General features: G+C 39.0%; 24 protein-coding genes and 1 tRNA gene. 13 read left to right on the forward strand and 12 right to left on the reverse strand.

The annotated features are described in order from the left end of the window. The first annotated feature begins 14 nt into the window (after positions 1-14). From ACVW0P_RS19250 to ACVW0P_RS19260, 3 genes are all read left to right on the forward strand, one after another. Positions 15-88 (forward strand) — tRNA-Ile (locus ACVW0P_RS19250). 223 nt (positions 89-311) lie between these two features. Continuing rightward, positions 312-773, forward strand: coding sequence for a phage integrase SAM-like domain-containing protein (locus ACVW0P_RS19255; protein ID WP_457133508.1), 462 nt, complete (start codon positions 312-314; stop codon positions 771-773). An 18-nt stretch (positions 774-791) separates the two neighbouring features. Beyond that, a complete protein-coding gene (locus ACVW0P_RS19260) occupies positions 792-1,649 on the forward strand; it encodes a hypothetical protein (RefSeq protein ID WP_457133509.1) in 858 nt (285 codons plus the stop codon). A 226-nt stretch (positions 1,650-1,875) separates the two neighbouring features. Here ACVW0P_RS19260 and ACVW0P_RS19265 read toward each other — a convergent pair whose 3' ends face one another. Both ACVW0P_RS19265 and ACVW0P_RS19270 read right to left on the reverse strand, forming a co-directional pair. Beyond that, positions 1,876-2,736: an alpha/beta fold hydrolase gene (locus ACVW0P_RS19265; protein ID WP_457133510.1), complete on the reverse strand. Its 861-nt coding sequence runs from the start codon at positions 2,734-2,736 to the stop codon at positions 1,876-1,878. A gap of 132 nt (positions 2,737-2,868) precedes the next feature. After that, entirely contained in the window at positions 2,869-4,002 is a 1,134-nt protein-coding gene (locus tag ACVW0P_RS19270) for a helix-turn-helix domain-containing protein (RefSeq protein ID WP_457133511.1), read from the reverse strand. Between the two features lie 128 nt (positions 4,003-4,130). On the opposite strand from ACVW0P_RS19270, the gene ACVW0P_RS19275 reads away from it, so the two are divergent. The 5 genes from ACVW0P_RS19275 to ACVW0P_RS19295 all read left to right on the forward strand — a co-directional run bounded on the left by ACVW0P_RS19275 (position 4,131) and on the right by ACVW0P_RS19295 (position 8,248). Continuing rightward, positions 4,131-4,502 (forward strand): TraR/DksA family transcriptional regulator, encoded by a 372-nt coding sequence (locus ACVW0P_RS19275; RefSeq protein WP_457133512.1) that lies wholly within the window; start codon positions 4,131-4,133, stop codon positions 4,500-4,502. Between the two features lie 467 nt (positions 4,503-4,969). Further along, complete coding sequence (locus ACVW0P_RS19280) at positions 4,970-5,914, forward strand: bifunctional helix-turn-helix transcriptional regulator/GNAT family N-acetyltransferase (protein WP_457133513.1); 945 nt, start codon at positions 4,970-4,972, stop codon at positions 5,912-5,914. 7 nt (positions 5,915-5,921) lie between these two features. Beyond that, a complete protein-coding gene (locus tag ACVW0P_RS19285) occupies positions 5,922-6,332 on the forward strand; it encodes a DUF2000 family protein (RefSeq protein WP_457133514.1) in 411 nt (136 codons plus the stop codon). A gap of 242 nt (positions 6,333-6,574) precedes the next feature. After that, complete coding sequence (locus ACVW0P_RS19290; protein ID WP_457133515.1) at positions 6,575-7,165, forward strand: HD domain-containing protein; 591 nt, start codon at positions 6,575-6,577, stop codon at positions 7,163-7,165. Positions 7,166-7,687: 522 nt separating this feature from the next. Continuing rightward, positions 7,688-8,248 (forward strand): NADPH-dependent FMN reductase, encoded by a 561-nt coding sequence (locus tag ACVW0P_RS19295; RefSeq protein WP_457133516.1) that lies wholly within the window; start codon positions 7,688-7,690, stop codon positions 8,246-8,248. 22 nt (positions 8,249-8,270) lie between these two features. Here the strand turns inward: ACVW0P_RS19295 and ACVW0P_RS19300 are convergent, their stop codons facing one another. Together ACVW0P_RS19300 and ACVW0P_RS19305 are read right to left on the reverse strand one after the other, a co-directional pair. Next, entirely contained in the window at positions 8,271-8,708 is a 438-nt protein-coding gene (locus tag ACVW0P_RS19300; RefSeq protein WP_457133517.1) for a GNAT family N-acetyltransferase, read from the reverse strand. A gap of 7 nt (positions 8,709-8,715) precedes the next feature. After that, positions 8,716-9,141: a DoxX family protein gene (locus ACVW0P_RS19305; protein ID WP_457133518.1), complete on the reverse strand. Its 426-nt coding sequence runs from the start codon at positions 9,139-9,141 to the stop codon at positions 8,716-8,718. A gap of 109 nt (positions 9,142-9,250) precedes the next feature. Here ACVW0P_RS19305 and pdxR point away from each other — a divergent pair, with 109 nt between their 5' ends. Continuing rightward, positions 9,251-10,726, forward strand: a complete 1,476-nt coding sequence (gene pdxR / locus ACVW0P_RS19310; RefSeq protein ID WP_457133519.1) for a MocR-like pyridoxine biosynthesis transcription factor PdxR — start codon at positions 9,251-9,253, stop codon at positions 10,724-10,726. 104 nt (positions 10,727-10,830) lie between these two features. Here the strand turns inward: pdxR and ACVW0P_RS19315 are convergent, their stop codons facing one another. Together ACVW0P_RS19315 and ACVW0P_RS19320 are read right to left on the reverse strand one after the other, a co-directional pair. Beyond that, the gene (locus ACVW0P_RS19315) at positions 10,831-11,268 is read right to left on the reverse strand and encodes a cupin domain-containing protein (RefSeq protein WP_457133520.1); all 438 of its coding nucleotides are present in this window, start codon (positions 11,266-11,268) and stop codon (positions 10,831-10,833) included. Positions 11,269-11,437: 169 nt separating this feature from the next. Next, entirely contained in the window at positions 11,438-12,295 is an 858-nt protein-coding gene (locus ACVW0P_RS19320; protein ID WP_457133521.1) for a helix-turn-helix domain-containing protein, read from the reverse strand. A 204-nt stretch (positions 12,296-12,499) separates the two neighbouring features. Between ACVW0P_RS19320 and ACVW0P_RS19325 the strand changes: the two genes are divergently transcribed. Next, positions 12,500-13,153, forward strand: a complete 654-nt coding sequence (locus ACVW0P_RS19325; protein WP_457133522.1) for a class I SAM-dependent methyltransferase — start codon at positions 12,500-12,502, stop codon at positions 13,151-13,153. A gap of 219 nt (positions 13,154-13,372) precedes the next feature. On the opposite strand, the gene ACVW0P_RS19330 is transcribed toward ACVW0P_RS19325, so the two are convergent. From ACVW0P_RS19330 to ACVW0P_RS19345, 4 genes are all read right to left on the reverse strand, one after another. Continuing rightward, positions 13,373-14,269: an alpha/beta fold hydrolase gene (locus tag ACVW0P_RS19330; protein WP_457133523.1), complete on the reverse strand. Its 897-nt coding sequence runs from the start codon at positions 14,267-14,269 to the stop codon at positions 13,373-13,375. Positions 14,270-14,314: 45 nt separating this feature from the next. Further along, positions 14,315-14,677: a GIY-YIG nuclease family protein gene (locus ACVW0P_RS19335; RefSeq protein ID WP_457133524.1), complete on the reverse strand. Its 363-nt coding sequence runs from the start codon at positions 14,675-14,677 to the stop codon at positions 14,315-14,317. 48 nt (positions 14,678-14,725) lie between these two features. Continuing rightward, a complete protein-coding gene (locus tag ACVW0P_RS19340; protein WP_457133525.1) occupies positions 14,726-15,115 on the reverse strand; it encodes a MarR family winged helix-turn-helix transcriptional regulator in 390 nt (129 codons plus the stop codon). A gap of 298 nt (positions 15,116-15,413) precedes the next feature. Beyond that, positions 15,414-16,166 carry an SDR family NAD(P)-dependent oxidoreductase gene (locus ACVW0P_RS19345; RefSeq protein WP_457133526.1) on the reverse strand — a complete coding sequence of 251 codons (753 nt, stop codon included), beginning with the start codon at positions 16,164-16,166 and terminating at the stop codon, positions 15,414-15,416. Between the two features lie 94 nt (positions 16,167-16,260). On the opposite strand from ACVW0P_RS19345, the gene ACVW0P_RS19350 reads away from it, so the two are divergent. Further along, a complete protein-coding gene (locus ACVW0P_RS19350) occupies positions 16,261-16,608 on the forward strand; it encodes a winged helix-turn-helix transcriptional regulator (RefSeq protein WP_457133527.1) in 348 nt (115 codons plus the stop codon). A gap of 123 nt (positions 16,609-16,731) precedes the next feature. Here the strand turns inward: ACVW0P_RS19350 and ACVW0P_RS19355 are convergent, their stop codons facing one another. Both ACVW0P_RS19355 and ACVW0P_RS19360 read right to left on the reverse strand, forming a co-directional pair. Then, positions 16,732-17,151 (reverse strand): GNAT family N-acetyltransferase, encoded by a 420-nt coding sequence (locus ACVW0P_RS19355; RefSeq protein ID WP_457133528.1) that lies wholly within the window; start codon positions 17,149-17,151, stop codon positions 16,732-16,734. A gap of 23 nt (positions 17,152-17,174) precedes the next feature. After that, positions 17,175-18,101 (reverse strand): EamA family transporter, encoded by a 927-nt coding sequence (locus tag ACVW0P_RS19360; protein ID WP_457133529.1) that lies wholly within the window; start codon positions 18,099-18,101, stop codon positions 17,175-17,177. Between the two features lie 91 nt (positions 18,102-18,192). Here ACVW0P_RS19360 and ACVW0P_RS19365 point away from each other — a divergent pair, with 91 nt between their 5' ends. Together ACVW0P_RS19365 and ACVW0P_RS19370 are read left to right on the forward strand one after the other, a co-directional pair. Beyond that, on the forward strand, positions 18,193-19,602 hold the full coding sequence (locus ACVW0P_RS19365; protein WP_457133530.1) for an aminotransferase-like domain-containing protein: 1,410 nt from the start codon (positions 18,193-18,195) through the stop codon (positions 19,600-19,602). 77 nt (positions 19,603-19,679) lie between these two features. Beyond that, on the forward strand, positions 19,680-20,135 hold a 456-nt coding region (locus ACVW0P_RS19370), incomplete at its 3' end, for a hypothetical protein (protein ID WP_457133531.1).

Here is a 20,135-nt window from a genome sequence, read left to right on the forward strand (position 1 = left end):
TAGTAATATTTTCTGCGCCTATAGCTCAGTTGGTTAGAGTAGAAGACTCATAATCTTTTGGTCCCTGGTTCGAGCCCAGGTGGGCGCACAGGAAAATAGGCATCAATGGCCCTATCTTTCCAAGGGTAAAAGGCCGTTTCTGTAACGGAAACGGCCTTTTTTTAATATCTTTGAGTCGGATTTATTCCACGGCGCTGACACCGTAAAAACTTCACAACGTCAGGACTTGCATAATTATTTGTTGAACTTCACGTAAAACCGTCACTATTCCGTCATGACGTTTTTTACGTGGCCTTAAAAAAAACAAGATTATGGCAACTGTAAATGCTGTGGTTTATGACCAATTTAAAAGGGAGGATGGAACCTTCCACGTACAGATCAAAGTTTTTCACAAAGATGTCCGCCGGTTTATTGAAACAAACCAATATGTGACCGCGCGGCAACTTGATGCAAATTTAAAAATTAAGGATAAGCATATCCTGAGTTTATTGAACGAAACGCTAACGGGCTACCGGCAAACCATCGGCGATCTTGCACCAAAGCTAGATTTTTTCACCTGTGATGATTTAAAAGCCTACTTAATTAACAAAGACAAGGAAGTGGATTTTATTGCCTTTTGTTCCCAGCATATCGTTTATTTAAGAAAAGTAGGACGAGATGGGACAGCCGATAATCATAGAGCAATACGAAACAGTCTTGTCGATTTCTTTAAAAAGAAAAGCGTCTCTATCATAGAGGTTAATTCCGGGATGCTCTTCGCTTATGAGAAATAGTTGAAAACTGAGCGAACAATGACCCGGATCAACCAGCTGGGCAATGAGGTAACCACAATAGAAAAGGGAATGCAAGCTGGCGGGATTTATTCGCATATGCGGGATTTGCGTACGTTATTCAATGAGGCAAGAAAAATTTACAATAACGAAGATATCGGTGTTGTGAAGATTAAGCATTATCCTTTTAAAGTATATAAAATCGGTGCGCCGCCAAAAACAAGAAAAAGAAATATTTCTGCTGAGCAACTTATAAAAATTAAAAACTGCGCAGTTAAGCCAAATAGTCGTGCAGAGCTAGCTAAAGAATTATTTTTACTTAGTTTTTATATGTGTGGCATGAACGCCGTCGATTTTTACAACCTTATCAGCTACGATCCTCAAAGTACACGGCTGGAATATAACCGCTCAAAAACAAAGGGTCTTCGCAATGACGGTGCTTTGATAAGTATAAAGATAGTTCCCGAAGCGAGACCAATGCTTGAAAAATATATAGGAAAATTACAGGAAAGATATAGTACCTATAACGGGTTGGATACTGCGTTAAGCAAAGGCATAACGGAAGTACGCAAAGTAACCGGTGTTGCAGATATTACGTTTTATTGGGCACGCCATACATTCGCTACCATAGCAAGAAATAAATGTCAAATGGATAAAGATGATATTGCGGAAGCATTAAACCATGTCGACGGCGACCATAAAATTACCGACATCTATATCGAAAAAGACTGGAGTGTCGTTGACAAAGTGCAAGCCGCTGTTTTGAAACTTTTCAAAGAATTGAATAAACCAAAACCAATTAAGCCACAAAAAAACAAAATAACGGAAACAAGTGATTCTGTTGAACAAAGAAAAACCATGCGCCTTGTAAGCGCTTAAAAAAATAAAAATATGAGGACATTCATTTTACTATGTCTAACCTGTATTATTGGAACAGGGGCATTTTTATCAGCATTTTTATCACAAAATAAATTACCGTCATTTATTATTGGCTTTGGAGTTTGGATATTATTTCTTCGGTATTTCGTGCGAAAAACAAGCGGGTAGTCATTATTATAAAAAATATTATGGACTAGTATTGTACGGGGAATTTAATCCAAAGCTACTATGGTAATTTGGATAATAACAACTTTAGATTTTCTAAGAAAAGAGCAGGGTCTTCCTGATGAATATAATGTCCGGCCTCAGTTGTGGTAACATGGGTAAAGTCGGTTACACCACGTTTTAATAATTCATGAGCATTATACCAGTCCTGCCGGGTTTTATGATAAGTGGCGTCTGTTGTATTATTCGCATCATCGTGCTTCATACTGGTCAGCACAACTACCGGGATATTGGGCAGATCTGGCAAAGTAGCAGTGTATTGCAGATCCTCTATAAGTTGGTGCGCCTCGGTAGCAGCGCCTGAGTTGACGCCATAAGCAGATGAAAATACGCCGTATATCTGGTCTTCAATGGCCTGAGTAGGTAGGTTAAAGCTTTCATGAGAAGGATCGACAAATAGCAATCCGGCTGTTTTTGATGGATTTTTGATAGCATAATCGCGAGTGATAAGGCCGCCAACCGAATGCCCGACCAATACTACTTTTCTTCCACCTGATAGTTTATCGATTACCTTTTCCAGTTCGCTGCGCAACTGGTTAATGTCCCTCGGAGCCGGGCCATTGCCCGATTTTCCGTAGCCGCCCCTGTCATACAGTACAATATCTGATTGAATGTCGTTTGCCAATTCCAAAATATCAGCCGATTTCCCGGTTGGGTTCCATGATTCATGACCATCGCCAAGGCCTGATTCAAAAACTACCATATATTTTGAGTTTTTGATCACGCTATAAGTCATGAGGTTATGGGTGCCCACATTTACTAAGGTTTCTTTTACCGGATCTGGGCTAATGGTTTTATTCTTTTTACATGAAAAGAGTAAGCCAGTACTTAATAGTAATAATAACACTGATAATTTTTGCATATATTTTTTTTTTACGCGATGTCTGTTTAATGGTACATACCATTGGGATCGCGATAGCAAAATTGCAGTATATGTGAGGCAATAATGTTCTAACTTATGAATCCGAACATCATAAATTTTATTTTAAATCAATTAATTATGAGTTTTCCTAAAATCGGTTGGGGTTTGACCAGTGATTTTTTTGAAGGTAGTGTTGAATACCGTTTTTGAGTTGAAGCCCGCTTCATAAGCTATACCTACCAGGCTCAGGTGGTTCATTTTGGGGTCGAGGATCATCCTCTTGGCTTCGTCAACACGGTGCCTGTTGATGAATTGGAAAAAGTTTTCCTGGAAACCTGAATTAATAATGTAGGAAAGCAAATGGGGCGATGTCTTAAATTGCGTTGCGAGTAGTATCAGGCTGATCTCGTCATCCAGATGGGGCTTTTCTGTATCCATCAGCTGTTTGAGTGCTTGAACATACTCCGCGAGTTTTTTATCTGTTATTAATTTCTTTTTGATCTCCGATTCGTTTTCTGCTTCATCAATAATGGCATCGAGCTGTTGTTTTTCTTCGGTATTAAACAGAAATATTTCCTTTTGCAGCAGGGTATTATATGCGATGTAGCAAACACCGATAAAATACATCAAGGTGGAACTATAATCAAACAATAAAGAATTTTCCGAAATCTGAAATATTACATCAACTAACCAAAATACAGCAATAAGCACTACACAGATAACAATTTTTATCAGCCAGTGCAGGTTTATCTGGTAGGTGTTAGATGCATATATTAAAAGATTTTTTTGGTATTTAGTAATCCTGTAATACGAAACAAAACAGTAAGCAAGCACCTGTAAGCTAAAAATTGCATTAAATACCAATATTACTTTTGCCTCCAGTTCCTTCTCGTTTGGAGTAATTACCGGGTTTACGGGCACAATAAATGCAATGATGGTTAAGAGCAGCATGACCCCACCAAATAAAAAATGGAGGTTATCGAGCCTTCGCCATCTACGGCTGGGTTCTACGTAATAAACAATGCTAAAGTAAAATACAGGTGCTATAATATAATTCGCCAGGTTAATTACATCAATAACTGGCGAATTTTCGCCAGTTATATGAGTTTTATCGTAAAGTACACCCAACTGAATGAAGAAGATGAGGAGGACAAAAACGCCCAGCCATCTATTGGCTTTAATATTTACCTTGTTGAAGTTGGCAAAAATTAAAAGTGCTACTATTAATGTTGGCCCGGTAAACAGGGCCTCAATTGTTGAGTTCATATAAGTATATAAGGATCAACAGCTGCCGGTAAGCAAGTAGCCGTTAAACACCTGCGTAAATTTAGTTGTAATTTTAATTTTAAACTATAATCGTTGTTTAGTGTTGATAAGCTTTACTCAAAAGGAAAATGATAAAAACGAAATATAACGACAACGAGCTGGTAGAATTTAAGCAATTGATCGAAGAAAAGATCCGTGTAGCGCGTGAAGAATTGAACGAGCTTGCGGGGTCGCTAAGCGCGGCGAACTCCAATGGCGATGATGCTGCCATTGCCGGTAAGACGCTGGAAGATGGCTCGGCCACTTTTGAAAAGGAGCAGACCAATCAATTGGCAGGACGTCAAAAGAAATTCATTGACCAACTCGAAGCTGCGTTATTGCGGATTCAAAATAAGACTTATGGTATTTGTCGTGAAACAGGTAAACTAATCCCGGCAGAGCGGTTGCGGGCGGTGCCGCATACTACCTTAAGCATGGAAGCGAAATTGAAGCAGGCCTGATTGCTTACTAAGTAGGATTTGAGTATGCAATCTTCAATAAATTTTTCAAAAAACAAACTCAGGTTTTCAATTTAGTTACAAGAATTGTAATCTCTACCGCAGTAGAAATTAATGATATTTTTACAATTTGATCGCCAATGAAATCACTATAAAACCTCAGTTATTATCTTTTAAGAGTTCGTCATATTCCTTGATTTTTTCGGTAAAACAGTTTATCGCTTCAAACCAGCGATAAACTTTTTAAAGTAAAGTCCATCTTGATCTGGTGGACTTTATTTATTTAAGATTGATTATAATGCAATAAATAAATTCAGCTAAGTAGCGTGAAGGATTAAGTTTTCAGGTTACATCCCATGAACCTCCTATTTCATTTTTCTGTGTTTGTCATTAGAATGTTGAAATACCAATCTTTATTTCAACTGAAAAAAAAGTATTTATATTTACGTAATTAATTACGTAACTGATTTATGGAATTTTATAATCAAACAGGCAAAATGGCATTAGGCAGCAGGCTGAGGCGTTTAAGCGAGTTGATCACAGAGCAGGCAGGTAAAGTTTATGGTTTGTATGACATTGATATGCAGCCGAAATGGTTTCCTGTATTTTATGCCTTGTCAAAAGGGGAAGAAAAATCTATTACACAAATTGCCAATGAAATTGGGCATTCCCACCCATCCGTCAGCACCATTGTGAAGGAAATGCTTAAAAAAAATCTCGTACAAGAAAGTCTCCATAAGGCAGACGGAAGGAAAAATTATATCACTTTATCGTCTCCCGGTTTAGCGATAAATGAGCGCATCCAATCGCAATATGCCGATGTGAACGCCGCTATAGAGAATGCGCTCGCTGAAACACAATACAATATTTGGAAGGCCATCGAAGAATGGGAATTCCTGCTGGAGCAGAAGGATCTGCTTAAACGCGTCCAGGATGAAAAAAAAATCCGGGAAAGCAAAGATGTAGAAATCATCAGTTATGATCCCAAATATCAGCCGGCATTCAGGCAGCTTAATATTGACTGGATCACTCAATACTTTAAAATGGAGGAAGCTGATCATAAATCACTTGATCACCCGAATGAATACATCCTGGACAAAGGCGGTCAAATCCTTATTGCACTTTACCAAGGCCAGCCAGTAGGTACTTGCGCACTTATTAAAATCGATAGCAACACCTTCGAGCTTGCTAAAATGGCCGTAAGTGGTGAAGCTAAAGGTAAAGGCATCGGCTTTTTACTCGGCAAAGCCGCTATTGCAAAGGCAAGAGAAATGGGTGCAGACAAGTTATACCTGGAGAGTAACACTATACTTAAGCCAGCAATCAACTTATACCATAAATTAGGCTTTAAAAAAATTACTGGTATCCCATCGCCCTATGAGCGCTGCAATATCCAAATGGACCTGAGTATATAAATTCATTATGCATACTACCAAAATAACCATCATTATCCGTGATGATCTTAAAACATGGCAAAAGTTAAATGTTACCGCGTTTTTATCCAGCGCTGTAGCTATTGAATTTCCTGAACTACATGGCACCCATTTAGTAACCGGGTCAAACAATACCTATCTGCCATTCCTCAGACAACCTGTAGTTATTTATAAAGCAGACGACCTCAACCAAATTCAACGCGCCTTCAAACGTGCAAAGGAGCGTGAACTGCATATCGGCATTTACTCATACGGCTTATTCGCAACAATGACCGAGGAGGACAACCTAAAAACAATTTCAAACTGCAGCGATGATGAACAAGATCTGGTTGGACTCGTTATATATGGGGATGTAAAAAAAGTTAACAAAGCCGTGGATGGCCTTAAGTTTCACGATTAAAGTCATGAATGAAATGTCATTCATTTTTTCATTTTAAGTTTAGCTTCCCTTTAAAAGAAAAATGTTATTGAAACGATCTCGTCTTCAATTACACCGAAAACTTTAATTTCTGACAAAGCCCTTCGCTGGCCATTTTTGAAGGTCGGGTCCTTTGATAAAACTCAAGGATAACCCTATCATTTATTTTATCTTAGTCAAACATTTTTAATAACTACCGGGCTTCATCTAATCTGCAAAAACGTATGGATAGTAAAAATATTCTTAAACAAATTGCTTTCATTCATGAGATCGATAAAGTTAAATACATCCTTCGCAAGACCAAACTATTTAATAGCGATCGCAATGAAAATGACGCGGAACACAGCTGGCATTTAGCTATTATGTCCATTATTTTGGCAGAATATGCTAATGAACCGGTAGATATACTAAAGGTGGTTAAAATGTTGCTTGTTCATGACGTGGTCGAGGTAGACGCTGGGGATGTTTTTTTATATGACACGGCAATTAGCCATAGCAACACCGCGGAAGAACGAAAAGCAGCAACACGGATTTTTGGTTTGTTGCCAACAGACCAGGCAAACGATCTGATTTCAATCTGGGAAGAATTTGAAGTAGGCGCGACCATGGAAGCTAAGTTTGCCAGGGCGATGGATCGTTTGGAACCACTTTTACAAAACGTATCCAACGCAGGCGGAACCTGGAAGGAGTTTGATGTGCGTTATAATTCAGTTATAGATAAAAAAGCAGTTATAGCATTAGGCTCAGAGCATCTTTGGGAATTTGCTAAAGGGCTGATAGACGCAAGCGTTGAGAGCGGCATTTTAAAAACCTGATAAAGGCATCAAAATTAACATAGTATAAATCCGTCATCAGCAAGTCGGCGGGGAGTGCTTCAGAACAACATACTTCATTTTTGATTGCCCACATGATTAATTTTTGATGGTTATCTTTTGTAAGGGGCCCTCCACGATGCTCTGCTATAAATGGATAGCGTTTCGATTGGTTCGTTTTTCTCAGGTTTTCATTCATGAATTTAATAAAATGGGGTGTTTAATTTCGTAAGTAAAGTTCGCAAAAATCACGGTTGAAAGTTGATCTATTTAAATGTAAGTCAGCCCCCATTACGGTTTTTTTGCATTTTTTTAGTTAATATAAAATATATATAATCTACCTGGTACCACAAAATGGTTGCTTCTGGTACCTTATATCGTACTAAAAGCTTTTAATTTTGTTTTAATATTTTAAGAGTTAAAACCCTTAAAAAACCTATTGGTTAAATATTTCTTATTTTATAATAACCCAACCTAATAGGGATAACAAAAACCTCATTTTTAGTAATTCATTAAATATGCACCATGAAATATAAAATAATCGCGATAAGTGGCAGTTTACGCAAGGAGTCATATACACTAAAGTTGCTTAAGGCTTTTGAGAAAAGTGCACCGGCAGCAGCAGATTTTGAAATCATAGACATCTCAGGCCTTCCCTTAATAAACGAAGATTTAGAAACTGAGTTACCGAAATCTGTAATTGACCTAAGAAGTGCTATACAGGAAGCAGACGCGATTTTATTTGCTACACCCGAATATAACCGTTCGTATTCTCCTGTGGTGAAAAATGCAATTGATTGGGGATCGCGCCCGAGCGGACAGAATAGCTGGTACGGAAAGCCGGCAGGAGTAATTGGTTGTACACCTTTTCGCTTGGGGGCATTCGGGGCTGTTAACCATTTACGGCAGGTTTTAATGTATATCAACACGCCGACGATGCAACAACCAGAATTTTATTTGGAAGAGATTGTTAACGTGTTAGATAAAGACGGGAACATTAATAACCCGCGTACACAAAAATATATTGATGACTATTGGGCGGCGTTTATGAAATGGATCGAACGAACAGCGATTAACGATAAATAAGCGATTCCCCGGTTAACTGATATTAAGGTTGGTTTGCTATTTGTTTAGCAAAATGCTGACATTCCATAATGTACCCTTTATTCAAGTATAATCTATGCGCATCATGTCTCGAATAACCGCTGTCAAGGTGTAAGCTACTTGCACCGTTTTTAAGCGCAAGTTGTTCTACCTGTTCCAGCAACATACCGGCATAGCCTTTTCCGCGGTATTCAGGTAAGGTAAAAAGGTCATCTATATAGATCATCTTGCCGGTACGCAACATTTGAAAAGTGCGGAAACCGATAAAGCAAGTGGCATTATCGGTTTCGTCATCAAGAATGAAATGAAGTTCATATCCTTCCTGTATCATTTCCCATACCTTTTCTATGTAATTTTCTGTGGATAGCTCCGGCCGTAATCCCATGATTACGTTCCGGCAGCGCTCAATATCTGTTTTTGTTATCGCTTTATGTATGATCATATTGCGATTAGTTTGAAATACTCCATCTGTAAGCCGGAATATAAGCCAGTAAAAGTGCCGCAGCACTATCTACAAATACTGAATAGTTAAAGGGTATGCGTGGCCCTGAAAATATAAACATACTCAACGCAAAAGTCAATGTCAACAAGAAACTGCCAAATGCGGCAAGCTTAATTTTAAAACCAATGAGCAATGTAACACCAAATACTATTTCAGCAGTGGTGGCCAGTATTGCCATTATATTGGCTAAGAATTTCGGCAAATAAGGCATCAGCGCATTGGTGTAGTTTACAAAATTTTCCCAGTTACCCCAGGCGTTGCCGTGTACCCCAGCTGCTCCAAGCCAGCCAAACCGGTCCATAACCGGAAGCAGGAAACCTATACCAAGAGCAAGGCGAAGAAATAGCTGTGGAATATCAAATGTATTTTTCATATTCATTACTTGTAATTTGTTCTACAAAGTTAACATTTATCTGGTACGGTATAAGGTACCAGACTTAACTACTATTACAGTACCAGATTAAATTATACCTTTATATGATATGCTACCATATAAAACATTAGTGGTAATTGACCATAATAGTACCACACCATTTTATAAGCAGATCTATATTCAAGTGATCGGCCTGATACAGCAGGGATTTTTGCGTGCCGGAAACAGGCTTCCGGGAACAAGAGAACTCGCTCAAATAATGGGCGTACATCGCAATACAATTATCGCTGCCTATGAAGAGCTTTCCGCACAAAACTGGATAGAGACCATTCCGCGAAAAGGAACGCAGGTAGCACTTAACTTGCCGGAAATAAAACCCCGTACTTTTAACAAGGCGAATGCACAGGCCTCATTTGCAAAACCGACAAAGTTTCAATTTACGAAACATGCAATAATTGATAAACTTAAAGTTATGCCGGTTACTAACGGTTTGATCGTCAATGACGGTTTCCCTGATATTGATCTTGCCCCATTTGATCTCCTTTTTAAATTATGCCGCAGGCAATTAAACGGAAAAAAAGTTACCAGTATATTGTCTTCAAGCAATGCGGGTGGAAGCGCTGCACTTAGAACGGCCAGTTGTTCCTTCCTGAATGAAACAAGGGGGCTAAACATTACCGAAGAAAACATCATCATTACCAGGGGTGCACAAATGGCCATATATATTGCCGCATCACTGATCCTGAAACCCGGCGACCAGGTATTGGTAAGTGACCCCAGCTACCTTATCGCCGATGATGTTTTTACGTCCATGGGTGCAAAGCTGATCCGTGTGCCGGTCGATTCGCATGGGATGGATGTTGATGTTATAGAAAAGCTGTTAAAAACAACTGCGATAAGCCTGCTTTACATTATCCCCCACCACCATCACCCAACAACAGTAACCATGAGTACTGCCAGAAGGATCAGGCTCTTGCAGTTGATCAAAGAATTTGGTATTCCGGTGATTGAAGACGACTATGATTATGATTTCCATTATCAAAACAGTCCGGTAATACCATTGGCAGCTGGCGATCATGGAGGAAATATCATTTATGTTGGCTCCTATACCAAGCTTTTGGCACCGAACTTCAGGCTTGGCTACCTGATCGCATCCGCTAATTTCGTGGAACAGGCCATTTATTTAAGAAAGTTAATGGATCTGCGGGGCGATACACTGATGGAAGATGCTTTGGCTACAATGATTGGCACCGGCGAATTGGCGCGTCATATCAAAAAATCACTTAAGATCTATAGTCGTCGTTGTGACCTTATTTGCAAGCTTTTGGCCGAACAACTCGGAGATGTTGTGGGATTTACTAAGCCCCAGGGAGGCCTTGCCATCTGGATAAAGTTTAAGCAACAATATCCATTAAAAACAGTAATTGAGAAAGCAAGGGCAAAGGGGCTTTTATTCAGCGGTTCAGCCTATTATAGGAATGAAAACCAACGACACAATGCAATACGATTTGGGTTTGCCAGTTTAACCCCCGAAAAAATAGTTGTTGCAATCGGTATTATCAGGGATTGTACAGTGGGGCAGTAATAATTGCCCCAACATTCCATGGCCGCTACCAACAAACTGCAATTACTTTTAGTGAAAAATCGCAGAGAAAGCTATGGTTAGCCACTCTCCACGATAGAACCTAATTATTTTTTCTCCGGTATATAATTTGTTTTGTTTTTTTCCTTCACATAAAAAACCAACAATTTAGCAGGAACAGTAGCGCTTTCATTCCATGATCCACTATGTAAACCCTGGGGTGTTTCGTAAAATGAGTCCCCCGCCTTATAAACATGTTTTTTTCCTTCAAACACCGAAGCAATTTCACCTGATACCACATAGCCAAAAGTAGGATACGGGTGACGGTGAGCTATCGAAGTGCTCAATGGCGGAAGATCCACTATTAACATTTCTACTGATTTATTCTTAAACGCTTTACTTGGCAATGCCTGTTCAAGGATCGTATGATGTGAGGTTGTTAAATTTTCTTTAATTGGCGCGGCATTTTTATCGGTTGTTTGCGCGTGAAGCTGTGTTGTGCTTGCACAAATTAACAGGACTGAGATCAAGTTAGTTATTTTCATGGCTGATAGTTTTATTTTGTTCATTTGAATTGAACAAAAATAAAAACGCCGTGGTACAGGTTGGGGTACCAGATGTTGTTAATTGTCAGTACCAGTTTGGATCGACCCTGACATTTATATAATTCGCTTAAAGTGCCTTTAAATCCCGGTAAACAAATTTATATGGGACTTATTTAAAGTTATTACGAAAAGCCTCAGGCGAGTAGCCGGTTTGCTTTTTAAAAAAACGTGTAAAGTAGGATATATCTTCATATCCCATTTGATAACCGATTTGATTCACCTGGTATGGTGTTGCAAGCAGCCATCGTTTTGCCTCTAACACGATTTGATCATTAATCACTTCTGAACAAGTTTTACCGAGTGTGGATTTGGTGACCGTGTTAAGCTGATAGGCTGATAGGTTCATCATCTTCGCGTAGTCTGATACTTGTTTATGATCAATAACATGTTTTTCCAACAACGCCATAAAGTTGTCAAGCAGCTCTTGAGTATGCAGGCTGGCCTGGCTTAATGTTGCGCTTTGATCCTCCCGAATTAATTCAATTAAAAAAATGCTCATCTGTGCTTTAATCACATCTTTATACCTGTTCTGTTTGCCGGTGTACTCCTGAAAAATATTGATTACCATGGAAAATAATTTATAAAACCTGTCCTGCTCTGGCCTGAAGTAATTTTTTTTTCCTGCCCCTAATAATTGCTGACCAGCTCTTTTATCATATGGAAAATAAAATTCAGCACTAAACTGCATCAGGTATCCGGTGCTTTCTGCTTCCAGTTGGAAATGGTGTACCTGCCCAGGCCGCATAAAAAAAATACTATGATCGGTAATAGTATAAGTTGTAAAATCTATCGTATGCGTTCCCGTTCCCTTTTCAAAACAAAGAACATAAAAATAATCATGCCGGTGAGGTGCCTGAACCATTTCATTCCCTAATAATAAAACGCTATTATCTCGGATGTTAAAATCTCCATCAGGATTTGGGTCTTCTAATATTCCATGAATATGCCTTATGGGTATTTTGTACATATTAATAATCGTGGCGGTAGTGTTTTTACAAAAATCTGGAAGATATTTGACAAATATAATTAAGCCGCATAATTTTTAGACTTTGGTTAGGTTGTAGTACGACTCAAGGCAGAATTTAACTTGAATCCTATATTACCTCGTTTTTGTCCAATCGCATGACCTGCATCTTCAATTAGTTTTGCTCTCAACAAAATTTATAATGCAATGGAGAAAAATGATAAAAACCGATCTTGGGACGAGCAATACAAAAATTTATGGGACGACCGATATAAAGAGGAATCTTATGCATATGGAAAATGCCCTAATTTGTTTTTTAAACATTGGCTTCAGAAATTTAAACCCGGATCAATATTGATGCCTGCTGATGGTGAAGGTCGCAACGGGGTATTTGCCGCAGGATTGGGGTGGAACGTAACTTCAACCGATCTCAGTGCTGAAGGAAAATTTAAAGCGCAAGAACTTGCAAAGGAAAAAGACGTCACCATTGATTACGTGGTTGGAGACTTGGAACAAATTCAGTTTGAAGTAGCATCATTTGATTGCATTGGGCTCATCTATGCTCATTTTGCAGCTGAAAAAAAGTCTTTGCTTCACCAGAAACTAACAAGTTACCTAAAACCGGGAGGGTTGGTTATATTCGAAGCTTTCAGCAAAGAACATCTGCGCTTGATCCAACTTGACTCTAAAGTCGGCGGGCCCATGGACATTAATATGTTGTTTTCAAAAGAAGAGTTATCGGCCGATTTTGAAAACTATGATTTCCTGGTAATGGAAGAAGAGGAAACCCAGTTAGATGAGGGAAAGTACCACAACTTTCAAAGTTCAGTTATTAGATTTGTGGCGAAAAAACGAAATTAATGATCGCTAGAAATTATTGATTTTACTATTCGTCCGCATTTTGATCATGATCGGTATAAGAAAAACTTCCTATCCAAAATAGAAAGTTAGTCGCTACTTTACTAATTTCATCGTACGCAATCGACGATCAGACTGCTATATATAACGGGCAACCCCCATCGAGGTCGTCTCCGACGGGCAATTAAAATTGCTGGTGCCCTGATTATTATTAATACGGCGTTAAAGAAACCTTTTTGAATTGAATACAATGGCATCAGCTATCGGCGCGTATAATGCAGGTGGAATTTCATGACCCATACCTTCTATAAGCATAAATTCCGCCCCTTTGATAGAATTTGCAGTATCTTCACCACATTCCGGAAGAAAAATTGGATCTTCTGCCCCATGAATTACCAATGTTGGGGCTTTTATTTTTTCTAAACGCTCTTTTTTATACCCAGTTACCATGATTGCCAGCAGTTGCCTCCATAATCCACCGCTTTGATTGTCCGAACGAATGATCTCTTCTTCAATCATTTCGATTTGGTCTTTTTCATTAACACTGAATTTACTCCCAGAAATGCGCCTGGCAAACGCAAGACTTTGATTTAAATACCCAACCTTATCATATGCAGGATTAGGCTTGGGTGTAATCATCATTTCCATAACGTCAGCCCGCGTTGGAGGGAGTGCGGGATTCATAGAGGTGGACATAATTGATGTTAAAGACAAAACTCTTTCGGGGTATTGACTTACTATTAATTGACCAATTATTCCGCCCATAGACCGTCCAACAAAATGAGCTTTCGATATCGATAAAAAATCAATAAGACCAACTACATCTTCAACCATGTCAAACAGGGTATACGGCGCTGATATCTCCTGTCCAGATCGAAACAATTCATGCACCTCATTTAAATCAGGCACTTTCTCGTTTGATAAAAAAGTGGAACGACCAGAATCTCTATTATCGAATCTTATCACTCTAAATCCTTTTTTTGCCAATTGCTCGCAAAATGGGATCGTCCAACGGATCATCTGTGTCCCGAGCCCTGAAATTAAAATAAGGTTATTGGTGTTTTGTTCGCCTGTAATGTCATAACATAGATCTATATTATTAACTTTTGCCGTACTCATGGTATCTATCTTTTACTGTAACTATGCTAATGATAGGTTTCATATTTAGATAGCTACTTCATTGTAACTATCTACACCAGAAAGTTTTAAAGTATTTAATGCTATGACTTCCAGTTTTAGCACTTCTTTGCGATAATTTAAATCAACAGCTGGATCATATTTAATTTCTTTGATAATTTCAAACAAAAAATATTTTTCGCCGATTTCATTCCAGTCTTGTTGAAGCTTTTTATTTTTAAATTGTCCACTGTTTAAGGTAAACCTTATTCTGTTTACTAAGGCCTTTGCATTTACGGAGCCTTCGATATATACCCTATTATTAAGCGTGTTTTTTATTGACACCAACCCAACTATAGGTTTGGCGTCTTTCATATCTTCTTTCAGTTGCTTCCTTAACGATTTTTCCATGATATTTTATTTGCCCGATCGATCTGACATTATTGCTGCGGTAACGATTTAATATAAGTTTCCACCAAGTGTGGATAGTGTTTCTGTTAAAACTTTTAAATCCTTGGCTTTTAAAGCAGGTAAAAGATCATTGGCTATAAGCTCTGCTGTAGGTTTGGCTTCTTGAAGTATTTTTTTTCCAGCCACTGAAAGAACCACGTAGCTTACACGTCCATCTCTCTGATTTGATTCTCTATTTATCAAACCAGTTTTTTCCATTGGCAAAAGAAGTCGCGTTATACCGGATGCGGTGAGTCCTATATTTTCTGCTAGATCTATTCGCCTCATTTTTTCACCAGGTGCTTTTTCCAATAGGTTAAGGATAACAAAGTCACTAAAACCTAGCCCGTGTACACTTAACCGATCAAAACGACGGGCTATGATCGATTGGACTTTCATGATATTAATCAATATCGTTAACGAGCTATTTATTGTTGACATATACTTGACTTATCAATTATAATACAAATATATTTTAATTATTGAGAATTTCCAATTGGCGCGAGTACTTGCAAAAGAAGTGCAAGTATTTTAATCATAGAGAATAAATGGTGCGGGCTTGTCAAGGCTATTGATACCTTTGTAGGCATCCTGCGAAAATATGAAGCGAATAGCTTATTCGTAGAAATATCATTCAAAAGTTATAAACTGTTCTCCCGTGCCCAGAAGAATAGTTTATAATTTTGCTTAGCTTTAATTAAAACGCATAGCGCCGGGCACCCCCATCAACCACGGTTACAGTACCGGTGATATATCTGGCACGAGGCGATACCAGGAAAGCGGCCATATTAGCCATATCCTGAGTTTCGCCGAATTCGCCTAACGGAATTTCGCGCTCTGCGTAAGACTTTCGATCATCATCAGTAAAGATCCGCCGGGTATTTTCAGTATCGATCAATCCCGGCTGCAAACAGTTAACGGTGATACCATGTGGCCCCAGTTGCCCGGATAGCTGTTTTGACCACGCAACAATAGCTGATTTAGCAACTGCTGAAACATTAATAAAACGTAGTTCATAGGTGCTCGTTATATTTAATAGAACCCCTTGTTTGCATTCTATCCAATGCGGTATAAATTCTTGTGCCAGTTGCCTGGGACGTTCAAAATCAAGGGTCATCGATTCGATCCACGGTTCTTCCGGTCCCGTAACATCTACTGCCTGGCTGCGCCCCGCGTTGTTTATCAAAATATCTATTTGCCCGAGCGCAGTAAAAGCAGCGGCAGCGATCTTTTGCGGCGAATCTTTGGCGATAAGATCCTGCGAAAAAGTAACAGGTATTATCCCCCCAGCATTTGCAATTTCTTCTTTGAGCGTTTCTAATAAACTTTCATTCCTGGCTACAGCAAAAACTTTTACGCCCTCCATCGCCAGCTCTTTGGTAATAGCCCTGCCAATTCCCTGGCTGGCACCGGTAATTACTGCTGTTTTTCCTTTTAAATATAAATCCATAATTTTTTAATTTAATGACCTTGCAAAATTAATCGTTGCTCTTATTTTTGCACATTAAACCACCAATTGTGGGGTACTAACAAATATGTAAGTAATGGCAGAAAGAAAGGAAAATTCCACTTATACTCTAAATGAAAAATATCTGATAGAATGTGACCTTACCTATGCGGTCAATAAGATCGGCGGCCGGTGGAAGATCCTGATATTAGACAAATTAGGGCCTGGAAAATTAAGATTCAAGGAATTGCATAGAATGCTCCCGCTCATTACAGAACGCATGCTTACTCTACAATTAAGGGCATTAGAGCAGGACGGGCTGGTTAAACGGACCGTTTACGCTGAAGTCCCCCCAAGAGTGGAATATGAACTAACTGTAATGGCACTTGAATTTCTGCCGATATTCAGACAATTAAGCGATTGGGGCGGGAAGTACCGAATTTAAATTAATTTGTTTTTATTCGTTTATATTGATCAACCAAATAAACCATTACCTGACATTTTATTACATCTCAGTGGTCATGTTAATTGCTCCGGCAAATTATATCAGTGTTAAAACTATTATAATTCAGTAAAGATCATTTCTTTTAATTTCCATGAGCCATTCTGGATTCGCAGGAGACTGAAATCCGAATTGTTTGTAAAGGGAATGGGCGTCTAAAGTTGCTAACAACATTCTTCTTAAACCTTTTGTCCACTCCAGGTCCATCATATGTTTTATTAGCAGTTTGGACAATCCTTTTCCCCGGTAATCTTTCAAAATGTAGACATCAGCGAGGTAAGCGAAAGTGGCATAATCTGTCACGAACCGAGCAAATCCTATCTGAATTTTATCATCAAATAGACCCACACAAAAAGAGTTTTTTAAGGAATTCTCTACAGTTTCCAATGGAATACCTTTTGCCCAATAGCTTTCGTCGTTTAAAAAATGATGGATGGCAGCCACGTCCATATTTTCCAGCCCTTCTTTTATTTGATAAGTGTTCATCTATATTCGGTTTATAGTTACTATTAGGATTTAGTTTTACTTTTATTTGCAGCCATCTTTAAATATCCCTTATTGATACAGTATACGCCGCTTAAAGCAGATATCAATGCGAGAAGTGTGATATAGGTCAAAACTTCTTTCAAAAATAGAGATCCCAGTATTATTGCTATGAACGGATTGACGTAGGCGTATATTGAAGCAATGCCTATCGGCAGATGCTTTAACGCATAAACAAAGCAGGAATAAGCGACTATGGAGCCGAAAACGATCAAATAAACCAGGGCCCAAACGCTTGATGAGGAAATGGATCTTAATTCTGAATAATCATCCAGAAAAGTACTGAACACAAATAATGCTAATCCTGCTGAAAAAAGCTGCAATGCCGCATTTTGCAGTACATTCTTATTGTTGGAAGCTTTGTTTTTGGCATATACGGCCCCTAAAGCTACAGCCAGACAAGCTCCAAACGCGATCAACATACCCTTAAAGTAATTAGGATTGGAAAGGTCTTTCAGGTTGTCGCTAAATATCAATATTATTCCCAAACACCCTAACGATAGCCCCAAAATCAACATCCCATGGAGTTTTCTTTTATCGAACCCTATCAAATAATTGATGGCCACTACAAATACCGGAATAAGGGACAGTACTAAGGCTGCAAGGCCGCTGGAAATGTAGCGTTCGCACCAAGTAATAACACCATTGCCTAAAGCCAGCATCAGTACACCTGAAACTGATTGATCCTTAATATCCTGTTTGTTTACTTTCAAATTGCCTGTCAACGCTAACCCTGCCAGTAGTACCCCACCTGCTATCAACTGGCGGATGGCGGAAAACAAAAAAGGCGGAAAGGTCTTTACGCCAATACGAATGGCAAAATAGGTGGTTCCCCATACGATACAAACAATGAAAAGGGCAACATAAGCCGACAGGTTCTTATTGCTAAACATATTATTGAAATGATTTGCGCAACAAAATAACAATGAAAAAAAATATAAACACAGATACAATTATCATAATTTTGTAGAGTACAGTTAAGATATGAAAGAAACCCTCTATCAAAAAATAGCGTCCGCTTTAGAAGTTCAAATAAAAAACGGCACACTTAAAACCGGTGAAAAAGTACCTTCTTTAAGGACGCTGCGAGCGGAACATGGCGTGAGCATGACTACAGTTATAAAAGTTTATCTGGAACTCGAAAGTAAAGGACTGATCGTGTCCCGCCCGCAATCCGGATACTTTGTCAATTATAAGCCTGCTTATCTATCTGTTCCTTCCGTAAGCAAACCAATAGGTGAATCTGAACCTGAATGTGTGGAAACCTTAATATATAAAATGTATTCGACCCTTAACAATGAAGACATCACTAAATTTTCTGTGGGTGTACCGGAGAATGAACTGCTACCGATAGCCAAACTTAATAAAGAGCTGGTGAATGCGATGCGAAGTCTTAATGGAGGTGGTACCCAATACGAAACGATACAAGGAAACTTAAAATTACGAAACAATATAGCCAGATTAACCTATACCTGGAATGGCAGCCTTAGTGGCGAAGATATTGTAACAACCGCAGGCGCAATGAACGCAATTTCGTTCAGCTTAATGGCACTGACTCAAAAAGATGATACCATCGCTATCGAAAGTCCGGTTTACTTCGGGATACTACAGTTGGCAAAAAACCTGGGCTTAAAAGTCATAGAACTTCCGACCCATCCGGTGACCGGAATTGAATTGGAGGCATTAAATAAAGTGTTGCCAAAAATTAAGGTTTGTATCCTGGTTTCCAACTTCAATAACCCGCTGGGAAGCTCCATGCCGGAGGAAAATAAAAGGGAAGTGGTCAGAATGCTTGCCAAATATGGCATTCCATTAATAGAAGACGATTTGTATGGTGATATATATTTCGGAGCCAGTCGACCGAAACCCTGCAAAGCTTTTGATGAAGAAGGCTTAGTTTTATGGATTAATTCTGTGTCCAAAACACTGGCCCCCGGCTATCGCACTGGTTGGATCGCCCCAGGTAAATTCAAAGAAAAAATTATCCATCAAAAGCTTATCCATAGCTTTTCATCAACCGCCATTACCCAGGAAGCAATCGCGAATTTCTTTGAGAACGGAAGATATGAACATCATCTCCGTAAATTAAGAAGCGAGTTACACGCTAATAGTTTACAGTTTTCCAGGGCAATTGGAGAATATTTTCCTGATGGAACTAAAATCAGCCGTCCGCAGGGTGGATTTATGCTTTGGGTTGAATTAGACAAAAAAATCGACACGGCCCATTTATATGACAGAGCTATTCGCCAGAATATCAGTATTGCTCCGGGCAGGATGTTCTCACTGCAAAATCAGTTCAATAACTGTATGCGTTTAAGTTATGGGCAACGATGGTCTGCCGGGATCGACGCTAAACTTAAACAGTTAGGTAAAATTGCTAAGGCGATGCTTTAATTCCGTAATAATATATTATTGATGTTATAAAACCATTATCCATTTTCGTGTTTATACATAATTCAGAAATTTGTCGTATGCTCTATCGCTTCCCTCCAGCTACTCCGCCTATAGCCGACCCTACTTTCCTATCGGCTGAAGACGTAACCTTTTCCAAACTTAAAATAGAGTCAAAGGCTGGAAAACGTACGGTGTTCATTACCGAGCACACTCTGATCTTTGTGATCAAAGGCGTAAAGCTGCTTCATTTTAAAGATAATACCTTGCATGTAACACCTGAACAAGTTTTCCTTTTACGCAAAGGGATCTATGTAATGGCAGAATATATTGAGGAAGGACTGGAGTTTGAGGCACTGATGCTATTCTTACCGGAGAACATTTTAAAGCCTTTTGTGAAGTACGGAGACAGGGTGATATTTTCCGACCATCCAGACTCTTGTGTGTATATTATGGAGATAGAGACCACCCTATTTCGGGCCAAATTGACCCAGGGGTTAGCTGACTTTTGGGTTGCAGCAAATGCTATAAAAGCA

This window comes from Mucilaginibacter sp. UYNi724 (genome assembly GCF_054057495.1).